Genomic DNA, 20,723 nt, shown 5'->3' with positions numbered 1-20,723 from the left:
CCCTTGTCCCCCTTGTGCCCCGTGTCCCCCTTGTTCCCGACTAACGCCTTGATTTCACTGGTATACGTATCTATTCCATTCCATAGAATTCCTGGTAGTAAATCGCCAAAGGCATTGATTTCTAAAATAGTGCGATCGCGAAAGTTAGGAGCGATGAGTAAATCTACGCCACAGTACAAGCTGTTGGGAAATAAGGCGGCTGCGGCTTCACAAGTTTGTTTCATGTTTTCCCAGTTCTCTTGTCCGACTGTCGCTAAAAATTCTTCGGTGTCACCTCGCTCATTTCCCAAATGCAAATTGGTCATGGGGCTTTTGCCCAAACGCACAACAACGTGCTGTGCTTGACCGTTAATCACAACCACGCGTACATCGAACCCGCATCCTTGTATGCGTGCCTTGGGCAGCCATTCTTCGACTTGTACTCCCTCAGCTGTTAAGATGTTAATAATGTCACTAATTTCTTCTCTGCTTGTGTAGTGACGAATTTTACGAGAGTTGTAAAGCAGGGTTTGCCCTTCTTCTCGCACTCGTTCTACTGTAGTTATAGCCGATTCACCTCGTGCTGTGGCATGGTATGCAACAACTCCAGAAGCAGCAGACCCATGGGCTAGTTTCACGAACACGCGATCGCATTCCTGCACCCGCATTTGTTCGCGCAGTTGTTCGTAGTTTTTAATCACACCAAGCGATCGCGGTACCGGAATTCCGTGGCTGTTGAATCTTTCGTGACATCGGGGTTTGTCGAACATCACGGCAATATCTTGCGGATGGTTCATTGTTAGGCATTTGAGTTGCTTTTCCCATTGTTGTAATAGATACTGCCATCCTAGATACCACTGACGGTGGTAAAGAATCAGCCCCTTGTCGAAGACTAATCTCATTGCATCAGCAGGATGAATGCGTTGGTGCTGACCGTCATCTGGTACATTTGCACCTGTAGCAATAATAGCTTTATCCACCTCAAAGTTTTTCTCAGGGGAATCAAACCGGATGATGGTGTTGGGTGCATCAAAACGTTCTAATGTTTCTCTGCCTGCGATCGCGTCTTCATAAGATACAACAGTTGCAGGGGGTAAACTGAAATACTCTAGCGCCTGTTGCAAGAAACCAACTCGACGATTTTCTGGATTTGCGATGATGACCAGTTCTAGCATATTCTCGCCTTTGGTTTATTCATGCAGGACACAATATCGAGCCGCTCCACATCCTCGGTCATATAACTCCTCTTGTGGCTCTGCAACAACTCTACAATTCAGTTGAGATAATTGTGAAATCGCGCTTGCAGACACACAATTATTGGCAATATTGAGTGTGTGAAGTCCATCGATTGCAGGGCAGTCGAGTAAAACTTCTACTCCCTCATCGGTTAAGTCGCCCATTGATAGATCGAGCACTGATAGACGATTGATGAGTGGTGACTCTGCGATATAACTGGCAAGTTCATTTGCACAACTACAACTACGCAGCCCCAAATAACTCAAATTAGGAAATTGTTCCTCAAAGAGAATTGGAGCAAGATTGAGATCGTTACTTCTGCCAGTCCATAACTCAAAATACTCCAGTGCTGGCAGTTGAAGGTCATAAATTTGGTCAAGAGCTTCACCTACAAATAACCTGAAAAAATCTACTCATAACTGGTATATTCAGTAGCTTCTCAGTGCCGGAGGCGAGCCGTATCGGTGAAACCCCCTTTGTAACGTAACAAAAGCTTCAAGCTGTTTCTACACTTGTAGAAATTGCAGTAACTTTTCCCCTTCTACGTCTAGGTTTTTTAGGACTAGCCACAGTCAAGGAATCCAGTAGGAACCGCAACACGGTATCAGGTTGAAACAATCGGGGTCTACGGATAGAATAAATTTTTAACCAGTATGAAATTTTCCCCCATCCTCCCCCAAAGCCTCCATCCTTTGAATCCTCTGGTTCAAAAAATGGAGAAAGCGTTTTTAACCACAAGTGGGGGATATACTCTTTAAAACCCAAAGCCCTACGAGCAATAACCATTGCCGCCGCCGAAGCGCTGTTTAAACCATATTTCGCCATATATTTGACCATTCCAATGACACTGGTCATATATGGACTCACAAATTTGACTTCTATTCCAGATTTTTCGGCTCTGACAACTAAAAAACTCCGAAATTTGTCATATATAAAGCTTGAAAGCATTCTGTTATAGTGTTTTGAACCACTATGACGTAGTTGAGCTTTCTTGAGTGAGAAATCTAAATTTTCGCAGGCGATCGGACATTGATAGATGGATGCTAATTTAACTATTTCACAAACAATATCTCTGAGAGCCGCTTGATTTTGGCCAGTTGTGCCTGTTGGGATGGGAAAACTTAAGATGATCTGCTTACCAGATGTGCGTGCGGGGTTGCCATCGCGTTTTACATAAATAATGTCAATAGTTTCTGCATTTAAATCAATGCCAATACAACCATTTTGTAAGCTACTGATTCTGGGCACATCTTGTACATAAGTTGTCAGGTGGATGTACCATTGGTCGGATTTATGCTCACGTCTAAAGCATTGAACTGTAACTGGTTTATTAGATTCTAAAGCATATAACAAGTCATGTTTACGTTGCCCTGTGACTTCAAACGTTAAATAAACATATTGACCATAATCTTCTCTTAAGAAACCCGGAACAGCAAAACGAACAGTAAAGTTGTCATCCCCCTGATAAAATATTCCGGCAACTCTATTATTCCCAGGTGTTCTTCCTTTCCCAATTGAATAAAAATTGCCACTCCGATATTTTTCCCAATCAGATTTCCATTCGTCATGAGATTTATAATTATTGGCTTCTAAATGATGCTGGCTATTAAATAACTTTACTCCTCCAAAACAGATATGCAACCTTTTTTGTGATAGCAATCTATCTAAATCGCCTTGCTTGCGTATTAGCCTAGATGTTTTAGACTCAAGTCCCAGTAATTTCTTCTCAAATCCCTGGAAATTTTGACGCGTCGGATTTTTTAATCTATTTTCTAAATCTTCTATTCCTTCGGATACAGCTTTCCACCCACTTTCTATATCTTTACTCAGTTCTAAAATTCGATTCTCTCTAGCTGTTACCAATTGGTCATATGTTGACTTAGCATCAGTTGCTAAGGAATCAGCCCATGCCCATTCAATCCCAAATCGTTTTTGAAATTCTTTTTCTATTTGGTCTTCAGTTTGACCTTTTTGTAATTGATTAACTGCGCTATGGAAGAAAGATTGATAGTAAAAACCCCAATCTTCTAGAAATGGATGAAATGGCAATTGAGCTTCTATTCCTCGCCTTAATTGAGGTATACGATTACCAGAATCATCTTTTTGACGAGAGTAACTTCGATGTGTTAACTCAGCATACAGAGATTTCTTTTTCGCCACAGTTTCGACCTAACTAATGGATTTATTTTTCGACAAAATTAGATTTTATTTATAGAATTTTAGTGGCTTTTCTTAAAGATTATTTCAGCTATTTAATCATTCTTAACACTGTGGACAATGGGAATGAATCGCTTAGGCATTATTCTTTTTTAGATTGTCCATCAAACTGCTTGATTTTTGATGGTTAAAATTCAAGTAGGGAAGTTACCATTTTTACAGTATTTTACAAGAAATTACCAGCTTTTTGGCATTCTAGAACCAACAGCACTAATGTACAAAGTTTCGATAATGAGTGTCTTGAGATTTCCATGGTATGAACTACACTGTAAATCTCCACAAAAACCCCGAAGTTGCAGCACTTCCAGATTGGGATACCCGTTCAAAATCAAACTGATGTCACCTAATCCAAGGTAAGATTTCATATATCCTTGTGCTGAAGCGTCACCAATGAATAAAGCTCTCAGTTGAGTTAACTGCTGGCGAGCATCAAAGAGGGTATCGACAAAAGCATAGAATTCGTCAGTGACTTCGTAATAGGAGCGCTCCCACATTTGACAAATTAAAGCTTCAACCTTGCTAGCTTGGGGGTCTTGCAAAAGTAACTTCAGCTGCTCAAAATTGACAACATACGCAGTACCACCGGGGTCGGTAATGCCCGTGTCAGGGTCAAAATTCTCAATTTTCCAATCTTGAAACGTGGTAAAAAACAAATATGGGTCATGGTTTAACAACGCTTGCTTTCCTTTAACACCCCCGTTTTGCCGCAGTAACCGCGAAGCAGAACGTCGCACTTGTTCTGCGGTATCCTGCAAAGCATCGATCGCCACGTCTAAACCTGCTTCCCCATAGTTGAGTGCTTCGGAAAGAGCTGCAATCCGTACTTCTACAATTGGACTTGTCAAACGATATTTTACTCCTTGGAGTCCTCCCAAAACAGCACTCTCAACTGGGGGAGGTGCTTGTCCGCCTAAAATGGCATCGAACTCTTTGGGTTGATTTTGATTGTCTGGCATTGCCCCCTCACTTCTGCACTACACTAAGGTTATGATTCCCATAACTCATGGTTTGTAACACACTCCTGGTGTAAGATTAACACTACGGCACAGTTTAATAGTACATTTGTTCTAAATAAAAGTCAAAACCCCCTCTTACCGCATTAGGCGATACGACTTCAGGTTATTAGAAGAAACTCAGTGTATGCCATTATTTATAATTACTTCCAACAATGTGCTCATATAAATTAAACATAGCTTGGATCTCACGAGTCATTTCCTGACGTAAATTCCACGGTAATAAAACTTCAACTTTTGCTCCTAAAGCTCGTAACCATCTGATAACGTAATAATCTGTAACTCGATAATTAACTTGGTAATATGCATCGCTACTCGGACGAGATTGGAGAATATTTAAACTTACCTCCCGATGTTCTTGAGCAAGTATATGCTGTTGAAGGAGAGTAAATGCTTGCTTGTAAGTAATTTTTACAAAAGTATCATGAATACTAATTCCATCGATATAACGCTGATGGAAGTCTTGGTCAAATCGTAATACCATTAATGATATTTCTTTGTAAAAATCACATCCCCAAGCTTCTTTTAATTTTGTGTTGACGGTTTTGGGAGTTGGTAATGGATGATTATCATTGAGTTCTTTTAAAATTTGTGGAACCCGAATATCTTGCCAAGATAATTCTTCTACACGTTGGGAGATAATTCTATCGAGACGATATTTGTACCAGTTAATATCATCGTGTGGAGTCGTTCCATAGGCACATAGATATTTAGCACGCTCCATAAAATAAATACAGACTGGATAAACAACGCACTCTTTAACTTGATTCTTATGGGCACTATGGTATGTAAAAAGTAAAGGTGGAACGTTGTCATAGTTCCAAATTTCCTGCAATTGGCTTTGAATTTCATCTACAGCATCTTGTGTTGGACTAGAATCGGGAACGACATAATCAACATAGAGAAATATCCGATGATTGTCCTCATCTATTTCCTCCTCGGAAAATTCTTCAGCTAATACGGGTAAATTAGGGTCGAGGAAACTAAACAAACCTAAAGTCCCTGCTAAATAAGCTTGTTTCTTCATACTTAAGCTTGCTAGAGGGGTAATATTTTCTTTTGTTTTCCAGCTTGGTAATGTTTGCGATAAGCTGGGTACAGCTTGCGCCAAAGGCGATCGCTGATAATATTTACTTCTACCAGTCTTACGTTGGCTTCTTTGTAGGTAATTACGACTGACTAATAATTCAAAATCACTTTGTAAAGATTTACGAACCTGGGCAAATAATCTTTCTTCGAGAATTTTTTCCAGTTCCGCTTTAGCTATGGATATTTGTGCTTGTAAAGAATCCTGCCATTTGTCAACGGGTACTTCCAACTCTAATAACCATTGTCTGGTTGTTTTAGTGCAAGCGCAATTCAAATCTTGATGGTTGAGAATATCTGCTTGCTTCTCATCCTTGTGAGTTTCGGTAAAAAAAGCTTCGCGCCAATCTGCGTAAGCAAAAGGGTCTGGAAGCTTGGAGTAGTAATTTTGGCTATATAACCACCGTAATAATGCCCACAGTCTAATGGCACGGGTCAAATTTTGGCTTTGGTCGAGGGAACCCTTGACGAGTTTTTGTAAAAGGTTAAAATCTGGATAGCCTTTAAATATGGTAATCATAACAATTTGAGCTATTTGGTCAATTGTTTATAGATTAGCAGAGCTTCGGAAGGGGGTATTTCCGATGGTGTGCCATAATGGGCATGGCAATTTTGAGAAGGATACATTTACCGTATGGGTACATCTGAGTTTGATGAGTACAAAGTAGATCACTTGTTTTTGCTGATTGGTGAGAACCCTTTACCTAACTACGTTGCAGCGAAAATGCTGTTGAATGAAGGTGGTAAACCCTACCTAGTTTTCAGCGAACGGACACAAAAACCTGCGGAACGTCTTAAGGAGGAGCTTGGTTTAAGCGACGAGGAAATGGTTCCGTTGAATAATAATGAAGCTAATGCTTATGAAATAAAGAAGAAGATTAGAGAAAAAATTAAGGAAATTCAACAGAGAGATAGAGAGAAAAGTCAACAGAAAGATGGATATGAAAATTCAGAGAAAAAGCTATTCGGATTAAACTATACAGGTGGCACCAAGGCAATGGCTGTTCATGCTTATCAAGCATTTCTTTTACCTGATGAGAAAGATCCTAAATCTCAACTTAATCCTTCTCCTATTTTTAGCTACTTAGACTCTAGTAGCTTGAAAATGTTAATTGACCATAGAGGTAATCCGATTTCATTAAATATACCAAATAAACAACTAAAATTATCATTAGAAAAACTTTTTAAATTACATGGTTTATCTCTGTCTAACAAAAAAACTTCAAAAGATAATATCAAAACTGATGTTACTCTTCCTGAGTTAGTAGAAGCTATAGTTCAAAATAATTTACTATGGAGAGAATGGTGCCAAAAAATACTTTATATAGAAGCAAGAGAACAAGAAGAGATAGCCAAAATAAAAAAAGATAACACAACAGAAATATATTTTAAAATTGGCAACTGGAAACATCATAAAGAATTAATAAATGTGTCATTTTCTATCAATGGTTTACCTGAGATAATTGTATCTATAATAAAGCAAAATAATATGCTTCAAGCTGATAATAAATTAAATATTCAGCACCTAAAAGATTTAAATATATTCCCGAAACCATCTAAAAATGAAGACATACCTAAAGAAATCTGTAAATGGTTTGAAGGAGTTTGGCTAGAAGATTATGTATTACAACAACTGAAAAAAATTAAAGAAGAATGTTCTTTAGATGAAATTGGTATGTCATTTAATTTCCCAGAAAAAGAAGATATGGCTTTTTTTGAATTTGATGTTGCTTGCTTGCGAGGATATCAGCTTTTTGCTATATCCTGCACTACTGATAAGACCGATAATTTATGTAAATCAAAATTATTTGAAGCATATAACCGAGCGCGATTAATGGGAGGTAATGAAGCGCGAGTTGCTTTAGTTTGTTACTCCAATAAGGTAAATAAAATTAAGCAAGCTTTCATGAGTCAGGTTGATGACCCTAAAGTGATGGTTTTTGGCAGTGGAGATATTGCAGATTTGTCCGAAAAACTTAAAAACTGGATTCAAACGGTGGATGCATAATGAATAATTTAGTTGCTACAGTAATTGATACTACTGGAATACAAAAATATATTTTTTGTACCAATCGCTTGCGTGAAAATATAGGTGGTTCGTATTTGGTTCAAGCCGCAACAAATGAATGGGTGAAAGAGTGCTTGGGGGAGTTAGGTCAAGTTTATATTCCCAATGATGAAACGGAAGATTTTAAAGCGTATATTCCTACAAACCGAGAAATCCTAGGTGAGTTAGTTTATACGGGTGGTGGTAATACCATATTACTTTTTAAAACAGAAGAATATGCAAAAAGATTTACCCAAAAATTAACCACAAAAATACTACATGAAGCACCTGGATTAAATATTGTTATTGCTCACCAGGTTTTTGATTGGGATAAGGACTCACTTCAAGAAGTTATTGAAAAAAAACTAATCCAGGAAAAATTGGAAAATCAAAAACGCAAACCGAAATCATCAATGCCAGTATTAGGTTTAGGTGTTACAGCTAGCTGTAATTCAACTGGATTAGTTGCGGTAGACAATAGTACACGTTATGGTATTCCTGCGAATGATAATTATTTGATCTCTAGAGAGATAGTAGCTAAACTTAAAGCGGTTGACAGGAATCATAATGAACTTGCAAATTTAAAACTGAAAAATAGTATTTTCAAAGGTTTAAATTTAGGTAACTACCACATACCATATGATGTTGATGATGTAGGACGTTCGGAAGGAGATAGCAGTTATATTGCAATTGTTCATGCTGATGGCAACAGATTGGGTAATCGCTTTCAGGATTATTTAAAAACTGCATCTAATAATGAAGATTGCATTATCAAAATGCGAAAATTTTCTCAGGTTGTAAATAATGCAGGAAAGAGCGCTTTACGTGCGATCGCTAAAAGTTTGATAGATTTAATTATAATTGACGACAATCGAGCAGTAATCAAGTATGTAGATATAACATCGGGAGAAATTCTAAATAAGATAGTTCTGCAAACGAGAGATGGAAAAACCTATCTACCTTTTCGTCCTTTAGTATATGCTGGTGATGATATCACTTTTGTATGTGATGGACGTTTGGGATTGTCTCTAGCTGCAAAATTACTAGAGAAATTTGAGGAATTTACTAGCAATTTACCAGACTATAAAGAGAAAGCAACTGCTTGTGCTGGTATTGCAATTGTAAAGACTCATTATCCTTTTGCTAAAGCTTATGCATTGAGTGAAGCGTTATGCAGTAATGCTAAAAAGTGGATGAAAGAAAAAACTAATGACTATGAAAAACTTATATTTTCAGCATTAGATTGGCATATTGCTGCAAGTGGTCTAATTGGGTCAATTCACGAAATTCGCAAACGAGAATATGAAGTAAAAATACCAGAATGGAATAAAATAGCTTCTTTAATAATGCGACCGATTCATTCATGTTCCTATGAGAATGAATGGCGTACATGGTCTAATTGTGCAAAAGTTATTCATGAGTTTAATACACATAAAGATTGGAAAGATAAGCGTAATAAAGTAATGCAATTGCGTGATGCACTGCGTCAAGGTCATGAAGCAACAAAACAGTTTCGACAACTACACAGTCTTGAAAACTTACCAAAATTTTCACAAGCTAATACAAAATTAGGAGAGGAAGGTTGGTGGAATGGTATTTGTGCTTATTTTGATGCAATTGAAGCAATGGAGTTTTACATTCCTTTAGGAGATTCAATCGATGAGTAGCTACACCTTAAAAATAAAGTTGTTGAGTGATACAACATTTGGTCGTGGTGATGGGGTTGCGGGATTGGTTGACCAAGAGGTAGAACACGATCGCTACGGATTTCCTTATTTACGAGGACGCACTTTAAAAGGGTTGTTAAGTGAGGAATGTGATAACTTAGTTGCTGTGATACTAAATGATAATCAGCGCCAACATTGGCAGAAAATTTCCGATCAATTGTTTGGTAAACCAGGTAGTACCTTTGATACTCAAGGGATTATGCACGTAGGTGATGCATATTTACCAAGTGATTTGCGAAATGCGATCGAAGCACAAATTGATGAAGAATCCGAAAAAAAGCGCAGACAGCGCAATTATCAACCAAAATTAACCAATATTGATATATTGGAGTCTCTTACTACTATCCGTCGTCAAACTGCCATCGATCCAGAATATGGCTCTTCTACTAAACGCAGCTTGCGAGCGTCGCGTGTTATTTTGCGGAAACTTACTTTTGAATCAAGGCTTTTGTTCTCAAAGGAATTAAACACAGATTTAGAAGAAGATAAAGATATTTTGGCACTTTTAATAGTCGGTACGCTGGCGTTAAGAAGAGTTGGAAGCGGACGTAATCGTGGTCGAGGTCATGTGCAGTGTACTCTGTGGAATATGCAACATGAATTAACCCAAGAAACTAGCTACATTCGACGTTTTGGGAGAGAAAGATGAAAGTAATTACTTTTTTATTGCAGACACAGCAACCCATTCTTGCAACATCACTTCAAGGCAACCCTAACAGTGATATTTCTTTTGATTATATTTTAGGTAGTATGATTCGAGGAGCATTAATTAGCAGATATATAAATTCACCACATAATAATATTCAAAAAACTGATAATATTTTGGATAGTAAGCGTTTTCCAGTCATCAAAAGATTATTTTTTGATGCTTCTAAAACTAGATATTTAAATGCTTATCCCGTTAGCAATACTAAGCAACGGTCTTTACCATTACCACTTTCCTTATATAAAAACAAAGGCGATGAATTCTCGGAAGAAAAATATAAATTTGTTTATGATTTTAGTAAGATTCCAGTTGATGATAAGGAGGAATATTTGCCAGATGGTTTATCTCCCAAATTACTAAATGAGAATTTCTGCACTATAGATGACAACGAGATAATAATTCATCGAACTAAGCGACGAATCAATATACACAACCAACGCGATCGCAAGCGCGGCAAAGGAACTGATACTAATGGTGCTGTCTTCAGTTACAATGCTATAGATGTAGGGCAAACTTTCCAGGGTGCAATCCTGTGTGATTCAGAAGAAGACAAAGCGATTATTGAATCTTTACTACAACCACAGGATATTTGGTTAGGTGGTTCCCAAAGCGCAGGTTACGGACATACAATATTTGAGTCAATTCCAAGTAGCAACAATTGGTCAGAAGTTTCAATTGATTTAATATCTCGTCTTCAAAATAAAGAATTTCTAACAATTACACTTCTGAGTGATACTATTTTACGAGATAGTTATGGACAATATGCTGCACTTCCTGAAGTATTAAGCCAAACTATATCAAGGGATTTAAAGTTAGATAAAGAACTCGAATTTCAAGATAATAGTATTTATGCTAGTGGCGTTATTGTTGGAGGATTTAATCGCAAATGGGGTTTACCTTTACCACAAACACCTGCACTAGCTGCTGGTAGTGTGTTCGTTTTCAAAAAAAGTGATGTAGACTTACAGCAATTACAAAAACTTGAAGAACAGGGAATAGGAGAACGTAGAAATGAAGGTTTTGGGAGAGTTGTAATTAATTGGTTAGATGAAGATAGAACTGAATATCAAGTTAAACTAGCAATACGAGAATCTCAAGCCAAATCGCGATCGCTTAGCCTAGAGTCATCAAACATTGCTGAAAATATAGCTACAAGAATTATTAGGAAAAACATTCATAACTTACTCATCAAAAGAGTTGGTAGTTTAGAAATTGCGAAAAAAAGTATCTCTAATAGTCAGCTATCAAAAATGATGTCTCTTCTTACACGTTATTTGTCTCTATTAGAAGTCAAAAAGATAGAAATCAAAAATAATAAACATGAATCTAAAAGTAAAAAGTTATTAGAGTTAGCTGAAGAATATTCTAACGATATAAGTAGCTTCATTAAAAATTTACCTACTAATGCTCGCAATCAATTTGAAAGAGCACGTTTGAATACTGGTGAACGATTTGACGAGCAAATTGGTAAATGGCTCAAATCCCCAAAAGATTGGATAGAGCAAGATTGGTGTAGCGATTCCCAAACCAAAGGTATGGTTCAGAATAACAAGCCATACATCGAAATTGCAAACATATCAAAAACTATTGATGATGATTATCTCGCGTTAGAGTACACATTACGTTTAATTTTAGCAATTACCAAAAAGACTATGAAGGAGAACAATAATGATTAATTTGCGTCATTTTTCAAATCGAAATATTCTTAAGCGAGTAATTATACGTGGCAAATTAATATTAGATACTCCCACTTGTTTAGGTAGCGGTGATGTAGATAGCCCACTGGATTTATCTTTACTAAGAGATAGTATTAGCAATTGTGCTTTGTTAACAGGTTCATCAATTGCAGGAGCATTGAGGAACTACTTAAGAGAATACACAAAAGGTTACAATATCAAAGATATTCGTCATGATATCGCGACTACATTGTTTGGAGATTTATTTTTTTATGAAAATGAAAAAGACTTATCAGAAACGAGAAAAATAGAACTTAGAGAAAAAGAAAATCAAAGTTTTTTAATTATTAACGATGCTGTAAGTAAAACCCCTATTCAAGTAGAAATTCGCGATGGAGTCAAAATTGACAACGTGACTCGGACAGCAGCAAATAAAGCCAAATATGATATGGAGTTATTTGATCGCAATCAAAAATTGTATCGTCCATTGCGTTTGTGTGTTCGTCACTATATTGATTATGACGCAGAAACAGGTGTATCCCGTATTTATTTAAGCAGATTAGTTAATCTTACAACTGAGAAGGAATTGAAAAATGCTACCTAGACATTTAACGAATGTACCGGATACTAAAAAAGCTATAGCACCTTATAATTTTGTAGAGTTACCCAATAATGTAGTTGAGATTCAAGCAGATTCTTTACCTTCGCACAATGTTTACTATGCTCAATCCGAAAAACGCTATACAGGTAGAATTGATTGTACGCTCACAACTGAATCTCCTTTATATATTCGTTGTGGTTTGACTAAAGAAGAATTTGCTTGTGGTGCAGAATCAAAAGATTTACCTGATTTTTTCTATACGGAGATAGCATCTAAAGCCAGAAAACCAGTGATTCCCGGTAGCAGCTTGCGTGGAATGATAAGAAATATAATAGAAATTATTACCTTTAGTAAAATCGAGCGAGTGTCTGATAAACAAAAATTATTCTTTCGCGCAGTAGCAGCAAATCCAAACAAAGACTCTTTAGGAAAAGAATACAAGAGATATGTTGAGCCAAAAACGGTTCAAGCTGGTTATTTAAAAAAAGATAGTCAAGGATGGTATATTCAACCAGCGATAAGTTGTAATGGTAGTACTTTTGCTTGGGTAAGAGAAACTGATTTTATTTTACCTAGATTTAAAAAATTTGATGATGAAAATTACTTTTCTCAATACATAAATGTTAGTTACACAGAGGTAAATATTGATTATAAAGATAGAGCCAAACGCTTATTTGCTAAAAATGTTGATTTACCAGAGGTGCATCCGAAAAAAGGAGTACTCGTTACAAGTGGAAATATGAAGCAAGATAATCAAAAACAAGCTTCACCCCGTCGAAATCATTGTGTTGTTTTTGAATGTCTAGTTTTTCAAGCAAATTCTGAATCAGCAAAATTGAGAATCGATGGTACAGTAATCGAACATTATCGTAATGCTCTGACTGATTTTCAAAAGCAAACTCCATTTGATAAAGATTGGGGAATGTTACAAGAAAATCGCCCTGTCTTTTACTATCTCCCAGAAGGTGCAAATAAAGTTAATTTCTTTGGTCAAAGTCCTAATTTTCGGATTCCTTATTCTCCTGATAGCGATGGACAAGCAAGCACTGTTGCAGATTTTATTCCTAAAAATCTGAAAAATTCTGTGGCTATCGATTTGGCTGATGCTATTTTTGGTTGGGTTAAAGATAATGATGTCCCTATAAATTTGAGACAACGTGGAAGTAGGGTATTTATTTCTGATGCAAATTACATATCTGCTGAAAATCATATTTGGTATACAGGTGATTTTGATCGCACAATAACTCCTCAAATTCTTAGCGAACCAAAGCCAACTTGCTTTCAACACTATTTAGTTCAACCAGAAAACACACTAGCTGATAAACCTAATCTCAGACATTATGCTAGTAGACCTATAGAGAAAACAGTGATAAGAGGTCATAAACTCTATTGGCATCAAGGTAACAAGCCTAACTTTAAATATGTCAACAAAGATAAGACTCCGGAAACTCAATTAAATAAAATTAAGCCCATAAGTAGAGGAGTTAAATTTAAATTTAACGTTCATTTTGAAAATTTAAGTGACATAGAGCTTGGTGCATTACTTTGGGTGATGAATATTTCCAGTGATCGATCACAAATATTTGGTATTGGTAAACAAAATGAAGAATACCGTCTTTCTTTAGGTATGGGTAAACCTTTGGGAATGGGTGCGGTAAAAATTGAGCCCACATTATATCTGAGCGCTCGCAACTCTCGCTATAAGCAATTATTCGATAATAAGCAGTGGAATCAAGCAGAATCAACAGCCACTGATGACCAACAACTTTGTTTTATACAAGAGTTTGAAAAATATATAATCCTTATCGCTAAAATAAGTGATGATGATAAACCCAAGGAGTCAGAAGTTAAAAGCTTAAAATGCTTACCACGTATTGAAATGCTCCTAGCAATGTTGCAGTGGAAGCCAGTATCCGATATTGAACAACAAACTCGATACATGGAAATTGAGCGAGATGTTAAAAAACCCTATATTGGTAGACTTAGTAAATCCAACGATCCAACTGTAAACGAATATAAGGAACGTCCAGTTTTACCCACACCATTGCAAATAAGGAATATTGTAGATAATCGTAAATTGCCAACCACTCCTTCAAAGTCATCAGATGATTCTCCACAAAAATCATTTGAAAAGCCAAAGCTAAAACCCAAAAATAATAGAGCTTTTCGACCTAATTATTATCGAAATAATTCAGACGATGGAAATAATTCCAATCCTGCAATCCAAAGACCAAAACCACCAAAAAAATAAATGAATATCCCCCAACTCTTCCATACTCTTACCACCCATCATCCCTACAACTTCCAAACCCAAACAATCAACCGTATTCTCAACCGTGAAGATACCCTGCTTCGCGCTCCTACAGGTTCGGGGAAAACTGAAACCGCGATCGCACCCTTTTTATTTGCGAAATCCCTCAAGCTCGATTTTCCCAATAAGTTAATCTATGTCGTACCTTTGCGTACCCTTGCGAACAGTTTGCGTCAAAGAGTGGAGAAAATGGTTGCAAATTGGGAAAGTGTTTATCCCCTGGAAAGAAAATTGGTGGTAACTTTACAGACAGGGGAAAACCCAGAAGAGCCGCGTTTTGAGGGGGATATTATTTTTTGTACTATCGACCAAATGTTAAGCAGTTTTTTAAATATTCCCTATTCGGTTGGTCGTGGTTCAGGTAATGTCAATTGTGGAGCAATTTTTGCATCTTATTTAGTGTTTGATGAACTGCATTTACTCGACCCTGACAGGTCTTTTACTACAGTTTTAAAGGTGTTGCAGCAAATTAAGGGAATTTCTCCATTTTTATTGATGACGGCGACGTTAACGGATGAATTAGCGGCAAAAATTAAGGAAATAATCGAAGATTCATAATGGAAATTATTCGAGTTGAAGATGTTGATTTAAAAATCATTGAAGCTAATCGGTGTCGAACTTTTCGTACCGTTACCCAACCTCTGACAGCACAGCGTATTTGGGATGATATTTACCAGAAAAAACGTCAGCGAGTGCTTGTCATTTGTAATACGGTTTCTCAAGCACAAGGGATTTATCGAGATTTAGAAGCCTTAAATCAAGATTTTGAAATAGAAATTACCCTGTTACATGCGAGGTTTCTACCAGAGCATCGTGCTGCGAAAGAAAGGCATTTGAAAGATATCTTTGCTCAAGATTGGCGAGATAATAATTTTGCAGAGAATAATACTTGTCAAGTTTTAATTTCTACTCAAGTCATAGAAGCGGGAATTAATATTACCTGTGAAGTTTTACATACTCAACTTAGTCCGATGAACTCGCTATTGCAGCGTGCAGGACGTTGTGCAAGGTTTCCGGGAGAAACTGGGGAAGTTTTTATTTATCGAACGGTGAAGATAAACCGAGAAAATCGAGATTTAGCAGAAACAGATTTATTTGAATTTGAAGAACCTTCACTCATAGAAAGAGAATCTATTCATATCGATGCGATTGAGGAAGTAAAAACTAACAAAGAGAGCTTTTTACCCTATAAAAAAGAGATTTGTGAGTTAACTTGGCAGGTTTTAGAAGCTCATAATAATTCTGCGACAGTTAGCGAGCACGTGGGTTTTCGGATTGAGGAAGAGTGGATTAATCGCGTTCATCTTGATGAAGATTTGCTCGCCCTCAAACGTCGTGAAAATAGCGAAATGGAGTTTGAAAATAATTTCCATTATGCCGTTTTTAAAGGAGATGAGTCAAAAGCAGTCGAGCTAATTAGAAAAGTCGATAATCGCAGTGTGTTTACCTGGACTGAATCGAGTTTTTTTGATGATGACGACAATGAAATCGATATTCAAAAATTATTACCCTTCTCAGTACCGATTTCTACCCTATGTAAAGCTTGGCGACATTTTAAAGAAAGTTTGGCTTTTGGTGATGATTGGATTTTTCAACGAATTGAAACGCCAAAATATAAATCTCAATCTTACAGTCAACCTGTTTTGAGTCCGATTACTTCCCGTGATTTTTTAATTGGTTGCTATCGAATCTTTGTTAATCCTCGTTATATTTCCTATGACGAGTCTATTGGTTTAAGAATTGGTATTGATATCAAAGGAAATAATTTTAAATCTCCACCCAAACAAGATAGAAAAATTATCAGTCAATATTGCTATCGGATGGATAATTATGTTGGTCATTTGGTTTTGATGTGGAAATTATGGCGAGAAGATTTTTGCTCCATTTTGTTGAAAAATGGGGAATCAGTAAAAGTAACATATGCTGCTGTCCGTAATGAGTTGCTTGTAGCTGGTGGTAAATTCATTCAATCTAAAGTATTACCCAGTCTTTCCATTAACGAAGCCGAAGCATTGTTTGAAGTTCTGGTTTTTTTGGCAATTTTTACCCATGATTTAGGAAAATTACAATCAAAGTGGCAAGAAGTCATGCGAGGATGGCAGAAAATTGCTCATGTAAAGTATGGAGGTAAAAACCCAAGGGAATATTTGCTAGCCCATACCGATTATAATCCCGATGAGCCAGAACAAAAAACTGAATTAAAAGCCTATGAAAAGAAAAATAAGCGTCCCAATCATGCGGTGGAAAGTGCTTTTTTAGCACAGGAAATTCTCAAACAATCTTTGGTTCCATTATTGCGTCAGTATACTTCTGACACGGAGAAAATAAAATATATTTTTTATACAGTGATTATAGCAGCAGGTCGCCATCATTCGGCTTGGGCTGAGGGGTTTCAAAGTAAGGATGTGGCAAAGTTAAAGCAGATTGAATTGTGTGCGGGATCTGAGAAGGCGATCGCGGACAGTTGGCGGTATATGGTACGTTTTTTACCGAATGGCGATCGTTTGTCAGAGCCGAGCTTGGGGAAAAGTGTTTACAACCTTAAAGAGTTTGATTTGAATAAATTCGATCGCGATGAGATTGAGTTTTTGCAGCTCTATTCTTTGGTTGTACGTGCTTTGCGGTTGTGCGACCAGCGATAGCTTCGCTACTGCCTTCGGCAGATCGGTACAATTAACATGAAGATATCTAACCGATTGTAGACGTTAGGATGTAGTACGTCTATAATGTTACTAGATTGATGTTTGGCAAACCGAAGCGCGGGCTAAAACCTGGGGGGTTCTGCCAAAATCGCCAGAACCTAGACAAGTTAATAGTTACAGCGTTTTGATATTCGGCACTATTGATATTTTATGTCAATAAGTGAGGCTGAAATGAGGTCATTTTTTCGGCCTGCCAAAACGGCTTGTAGAATCCTTGCTCTGTAAGGGTTTCAGATGGCGTACTTGAAACGTAGCGACTCCCGGTAACGGGACTGAAACTTAACAAAACCTACTGCTAAATGAAAAGTTTCTGTACTTGAAACGTAGCGACTCCCGGTAACGGGACTGAAACTAAATAGTACTTAGAAGGAATAAGAAAGTTATACATAAACTTGAAACGTAGCGACTCCCGGTAACGGGACTGAAACCTTAATTAGTTGTGGCTGGGAATATGACGATAGTGCTTGAAACGTAGCGACTCCCGGTAACGGGACTGAAACATTTTAATGGTTGAATACAGATTAAAAAACCTTCTGTACTTGAAACGTAGCGACTCCCGGTAACGGGACTGAAACCAGAAGGGGAATTTGCATCCCCACTTCCGCACCGCGATCGGGACTTGAAACGTAGCGACTCCCGGTAACGGGACTGAAACGTATCGGAGCCGATCGCATTAGAGTTCGAGCTACTTCCTTGAAACGTAGCGACTCCCGGTAACGGGACTGAAACTTTTTGATCAAGGACTGCTTTATGCAGACGAATTCATGCTTCTTGAAACGTAGCGACTCCCGGTAACGGGACTGAAACCCATCACCGAAGAGATGGCAGCAGAAAAGCAATTGCTTGAAACGTAGCGACTCCCGGTAACGGGACTGAAACCCAATCACCTTTTTCTTTTTAGCCTTAACAAATAAACTTGAAACGTAGCGACTCCCGGTAACGGGACTGAAACCTCATGCTGTCTCCTGTTAAGCGCTTAACACTTTACTTGAAACGTAGCGACTCCCGGTAACGGGACTGAAACTATCGGGCGAGTATCGCATTAAGTAAGCAAATAAGACTTGAAACGTAGCGACTCCCGGTAACGGGACTGAAACGCATCACCGTTTATGTCCTGAGTTGCTAACCATTCGCTTGAAACGTAGCGACTCCCGGTAACGGGACTGAAACGATAAAACCGATTTAAAAACCTTTTCACTGCTGCAGCTTGAAACGTAGCGACTCCCGGTAACGGGACTGAAACAATCTATAAATAATCCTACTAAGCAATGTGAATCTTCTTGAAACGTAGCGACTCCCGGTAACGGGACTGAAACTTTGCTCTCCTAATATACTTCTCAAAGCTGCAATCATTCTTGAAACGTAGCGACTCCCGGTAACGGGACTGAAACAATAAATTAATATGGAATGCGATCGCATTCTAGAACTTGAAACGTAGCGACTCCCGGTAACGGGACTGAAACTTTGTTAGCGACGACTTCTAGTAGGGCACACTAAAGCTTGAAACGTAGCGACTCCCGGTAACGGGACTGAAACTTTGACGCTGAAGCCGTAGCCGCACCCAACCCCACTTGAAACGTAGCGACTCCCGGTAACGGGACTGAAACTACCTACGTTTATGACTGGACTTCTTACCCATTGAGGCTTGAAACGTAGCGACTCCCGGTAACGGGACTGAAACCTAGAGTGGCTCCCCATCAATTCCTGAAAATTTATGTCAGGCTTGATGGTTGGCATATATTGGCAATTTTTGTCATGATTAAATAAACTTAGCCAAGGTCAATAGTCAATGACGACGCTGAACATCTCTTTGCCTGAAGCAATGCGAGCTTTTATTGATGAGGAAGTAGCCAAGGGTGGTTACAGTACTGCGAGTGAGTACATCCGCGATTTAATTCGTCAAGCCCAGAAAAAGGCTGAAGAAAAAAAGTTAGAAGCAATGTTGTTAGAGGGTTTAGATAGTGGAGAACCGATTGAGGTGACAGATGAATGGTGGGAACAAAAACGCGCTCAAATTCTGCAAGGTTTTCCACGGAAAAATAAATGACGAGACGTATTATTATTACGCTAAAAGCAAGCGAAGATATTGATGAATTGTTTGCTTATATTGCTCAAGATAATTATGATGTAGCATTAATTTTTTTTGATGCAACCAGGTTAACTTTTTCCTAATTAATTGATTGTGATTTATTTTCAACATGGCTCATCAGTATTCCAATACATAAGGATTTTAATATGACTACGTGTTGAAATACGGATGGCTATTTTTCTAACAAAATACACTTTAGAAATGAATCTGTGATTTAATGGTATACTATCACTGGTTAGACCGGACAAGCCCCGCTCCCCCGCCCCGAAGACTCCGCGATGCCGCATGATTCGCAACGAATTCTTAAAGTTTGGCTTATTTTATACCTAATTTTTAAAAGTAAATATACTTAAGAATTAGTATAGTTAGTAAATTAAATCTATTTGGTTGAGATATTGTGATATTTCTTTTTCCTAGCGATTACTTCAATCCTAAAAAAGCGGATGCAGCGTACTCGGAGCAAGTTGCTTGTATGCAAAATGCTGGGTTTGCAACTGGAGTTATTTCTTTAGAGTCGTTAGGGACAGGTTCGTCAAAGATTATTCCAGTCCCAACTTCTGGTTCAAAAGTTGTTTATCGGGGTTGGATGCTCTCGCCCGGAGATTATGAATTATTAGTTAATGTCGTAGAAATTACAGGGGCAAGTGTTTTAACTTCTTTGGCTGAGTATCTAGCTACACATTATTTGATTAATTGGTATCCGCTAATTACTGATTTAACTCCAGAGACTAAATTTTATTCCGTCGATGATGATTTAGAGAACCAGTTAAACCAACTTGGCTGGAATGGATTTTTTATCAAAGATTATGTTAAGTCTCTCAAAACCTCAGTTGGTTCCATAATTAATCAACCAGAGCAAATCAAAACAGTAGTAGCCGAGATGCAAAAATTTCGAGGCACGATTGAAGGAGGTATTTGTGTGCGGCGGATTGAAGATTTTGTAAGAGAAACTGAGAAGCGTTACTTTGTTTTATCTGGTAAACCTTTTGCTGCTTCAGCAGATGAAGAAATTCCAGAGATTGTTTTTGAGTGCGCCAAGCGGATTGAGAGCCAGTTTTTCTCTGTTGATGTAGTAGAACATAGCGATGGCACTCAGCGAATCGTAGAAATTGGTGATGGGCAGGTGTCAGATATTGTTGGATGGACGGCTGAACGTTTTGCTCAAATTTGGATTGACAGCTAACAACCCTCCAAGCGTGGACTGCTCAGAGAAAAGATATTGTTTGAGTTATAAGTCTGAGTAAGAAAAAAAACTAAGCAATAAAATTTTAATCTGCTCAAAACCTTTATTTATAAACCTTTCAAGAGCCAATACTAGTAAACTTCTTTGCGT

General features: G+C 37.8%; 16 protein-coding genes and 1 CRISPR repeat array. Of the genes, 11 read left to right on the top strand and 5 right to left on the bottom strand.

Annotated features, from left to right (window positions below; genetic code table 11):
- The 5 genes from F7734_RS52540 to F7734_RS52520 all read right to left on the bottom strand — a co-directional run.
- Positions 1 to 1,154: STM4014 family protein (locus F7734_RS52540; RefSeq protein WP_155752206.1), on the bottom strand; the 1,154-nt coding region annotated here is incomplete at its 3' end.
- A 15-nt stretch (positions 1,155 to 1,169) separates the two neighbouring features.
- Complete coding sequence (locus F7734_RS52535; RefSeq protein WP_155752205.1) at positions 1,170 to 1,481, bottom strand: hypothetical protein; 312 nt, start codon at positions 1,479 to 1,481, stop codon at positions 1,170 to 1,172.
- A 229-nt stretch (positions 1,482 to 1,710) separates the two neighbouring features.
- Positions 1,711 to 3,375, bottom strand: a complete 1,665-nt coding sequence (locus F7734_RS66525; protein WP_155747519.1) for an IS200/IS605 family accessory protein TnpB-related protein — start codon at positions 3,373 to 3,375, stop codon at positions 1,711 to 1,713.
- A 233-nt stretch (positions 3,376 to 3,608) separates the two neighbouring features.
- Positions 3,609 to 4,388: a hypothetical protein gene (locus tag F7734_RS52525; RefSeq protein ID WP_155752204.1), complete on the bottom strand. Its 780-nt coding sequence runs from the start codon at positions 4,386 to 4,388 to the stop codon at positions 3,609 to 3,611.
- Between the two features lie 190 nt (positions 4,389 to 4,578).
- The gene (locus tag F7734_RS52520) at positions 4,579 to 6,051 is read right to left on the bottom strand and encodes a TIGR03985 family CRISPR-associated protein (RefSeq protein ID WP_155752203.1); all 1,473 of its coding nucleotides are present in this window, start codon (positions 6,049 to 6,051) and stop codon (positions 4,579 to 4,581) included.
- 114 nt (positions 6,052 to 6,165) lie between these two features.
- On the opposite strand from F7734_RS52520, the gene F7734_RS52515 reads away from it, so the two are divergent.
- The 11 genes from F7734_RS52515 to F7734_RS52470 all read left to right on the top strand — a co-directional run bounded on the left by F7734_RS52515 (position 6,166) and on the right by F7734_RS52470 (position 20,573).
- Positions 6,166 to 7,539 carry a DUF1887 family protein gene (locus F7734_RS52515; protein ID WP_155752202.1) on the top strand — a complete coding sequence of 458 codons (1,374 nt, stop codon included), beginning with the start codon at positions 6,166 to 6,168 and terminating at the stop codon, positions 7,537 to 7,539.
- Positions 7,539 to 9,245 (top strand): hypothetical protein, encoded by a 1,707-nt coding sequence (locus F7734_RS52510; RefSeq protein ID WP_155752201.1) that lies wholly within the window; start codon positions 7,539 to 7,541, stop codon positions 9,243 to 9,245. The genes F7734_RS52515 and F7734_RS52510 overlap by 1 nt, the downstream gene beginning before the upstream one ends.
- Entirely contained in the window at positions 9,238 to 9,954 is a 717-nt protein-coding gene (locus F7734_RS52505) for an RAMP superfamily CRISPR-associated protein (protein ID WP_155752200.1), read from the top strand. The genes F7734_RS52510 and F7734_RS52505 overlap by 8 nt, the downstream gene beginning before the upstream one ends.
- Positions 9,951 to 11,687: an RAMP superfamily CRISPR-associated protein gene (locus F7734_RS52500; protein ID WP_155752199.1), complete on the top strand. Its 1,737-nt coding sequence runs from the start codon at positions 9,951 to 9,953 to the stop codon at positions 11,685 to 11,687. Before F7734_RS52505 ends, F7734_RS52500 begins: the two co-directional genes overlap by 4 nt.
- Complete coding sequence (locus F7734_RS52495) at positions 11,680 to 12,291, top strand: RAMP superfamily CRISPR-associated protein (protein ID WP_155752198.1); 612 nt, start codon at positions 11,680 to 11,682, stop codon at positions 12,289 to 12,291. The genes F7734_RS52500 and F7734_RS52495 overlap by 8 nt, the downstream gene beginning before the upstream one ends.
- Positions 12,281 to 14,539 (top strand): TIGR03986 family CRISPR-associated RAMP protein, encoded by a 2,259-nt coding sequence (locus F7734_RS52490; protein ID WP_155752197.1) that lies wholly within the window; start codon positions 12,281 to 12,283, stop codon positions 14,537 to 14,539. The genes F7734_RS52495 and F7734_RS52490 overlap by 11 nt, the downstream gene beginning before the upstream one ends.
- Positions 14,540 to 15,157, top strand: a complete 618-nt coding sequence (locus tag F7734_RS52485) for a DEAD/DEAH box helicase (RefSeq protein ID WP_155752196.1) — start codon at positions 14,540 to 14,542, stop codon at positions 15,155 to 15,157.
- The gene (locus F7734_RS52480) at positions 15,157 to 17,241 is read left to right on the top strand and encodes a helicase-related protein (RefSeq protein WP_155752195.1); all 2,085 of its coding nucleotides are present in this window, start codon (positions 15,157 to 15,159) and stop codon (positions 17,239 to 17,241) included. The genes F7734_RS52485 and F7734_RS52480 overlap by 1 nt, the downstream gene beginning before the upstream one ends.
- 302 nt (positions 17,242 to 17,543) lie before the next feature.
- A CRISPR array of direct repeats spans positions 17,544 to 18,982; the repeat unit is 37 nt; unit sequence CTTGAAACGTAGCGACTCCCGGTAACGGGACTGAAAC.
- A gap of 108 nt (positions 18,983 to 19,090) precedes the next feature.
- Positions 19,091 to 19,348 (top strand): type II toxin-antitoxin system ParD family antitoxin, encoded by a 258-nt coding sequence (locus F7734_RS52475; RefSeq protein WP_155752194.1) that lies wholly within the window; start codon positions 19,091 to 19,093, stop codon positions 19,346 to 19,348.
- Positions 19,345 to 19,473: a hypothetical protein gene (locus tag F7734_RS65845; protein ID WP_279239870.1), complete on the top strand. Its 129-nt coding sequence runs from the start codon at positions 19,345 to 19,347 to the stop codon at positions 19,471 to 19,473. The genes F7734_RS52475 and F7734_RS65845 overlap by 4 nt, the downstream gene beginning before the upstream one ends.
- Before the next feature lie 314 nt (positions 19,474 to 19,787).
- A complete protein-coding gene (locus F7734_RS52470; RefSeq protein WP_155752193.1) occupies positions 19,788 to 20,573 on the top strand; it encodes an ATP-grasp domain-containing protein in 786 nt (261 codons plus the stop codon).
- Positions 20,574 to 20,723: the final 150 nt, after the last annotated feature.

It is taken from the genome of Scytonema sp. UIC 10036 (assembly GCF_009725235.1).
The sequence above is the reverse complement of the archived record's forward strand: the minus strand, read 5'-3'. Positions and strand labels throughout refer to the sequence as shown.

Excerpts from the sequence above, each read along its gene's own strand:
- F7734_RS52525 (WP_155752204.1), bottom strand. The coding sequence starts at position 4,388 with ATGCCAGACAATCAAAATCAACCCAAAGAGTTCGATGCCATTTTAGGC.
- F7734_RS52520 (WP_155752203.1), bottom strand. The coding sequence starts at position 6,051 with ATGATTACCATATTTAAAGGCTATCCAGATTTTAACCTTTTACAAAAA.
- F7734_RS52515 (WP_155752202.1), top strand. The coding sequence starts at position 6,166 with ATGGGTACATCTGAGTTTGATGAGTACAAAGTAGATCACTTGTTTTTG.
- F7734_RS52510 (WP_155752201.1), top strand. The coding sequence starts at position 7,539 with ATGAATAATTTAGTTGCTACAGTAATTGATACTACTGGAATACAAAAA.
- F7734_RS52505 (WP_155752200.1), top strand. The coding sequence starts at position 9,238 with ATGAGTAGCTACACCTTAAAAATAAAGTTGTTGAGTGATACAACATTT.
- F7734_RS52500 (WP_155752199.1), top strand. The coding sequence starts at position 9,951 with ATGAAAGTAATTACTTTTTTATTGCAGACACAGCAACCCATTCTTGCA.
- F7734_RS52495 (WP_155752198.1), top strand. The coding sequence starts at position 11,680 with ATGATTAATTTGCGTCATTTTTCAAATCGAAATATTCTTAAGCGAGTA.
- F7734_RS52490 (WP_155752197.1), top strand. The coding sequence starts at position 12,281 with ATGCTACCTAGACATTTAACGAATGTACCGGATACTAAAAAAGCTATA.
- F7734_RS52485 (WP_155752196.1), top strand. The coding sequence starts at position 14,540 with ATGAATATCCCCCAACTCTTCCATACTCTTACCACCCATCATCCCTAC.
- F7734_RS52480 (WP_155752195.1), top strand. The coding sequence starts at position 15,157 with ATGGAAATTATTCGAGTTGAAGATGTTGATTTAAAAATCATTGAAGCT.
- F7734_RS52475 (WP_155752194.1), top strand. The coding sequence starts at position 19,091 with ATGACGACGCTGAACATCTCTTTGCCTGAAGCAATGCGAGCTTTTATT.
- F7734_RS65845 (WP_279239870.1), top strand. The coding sequence starts at position 19,345 with ATGACGAGACGTATTATTATTACGCTAAAAGCAAGCGAAGATATTGAT.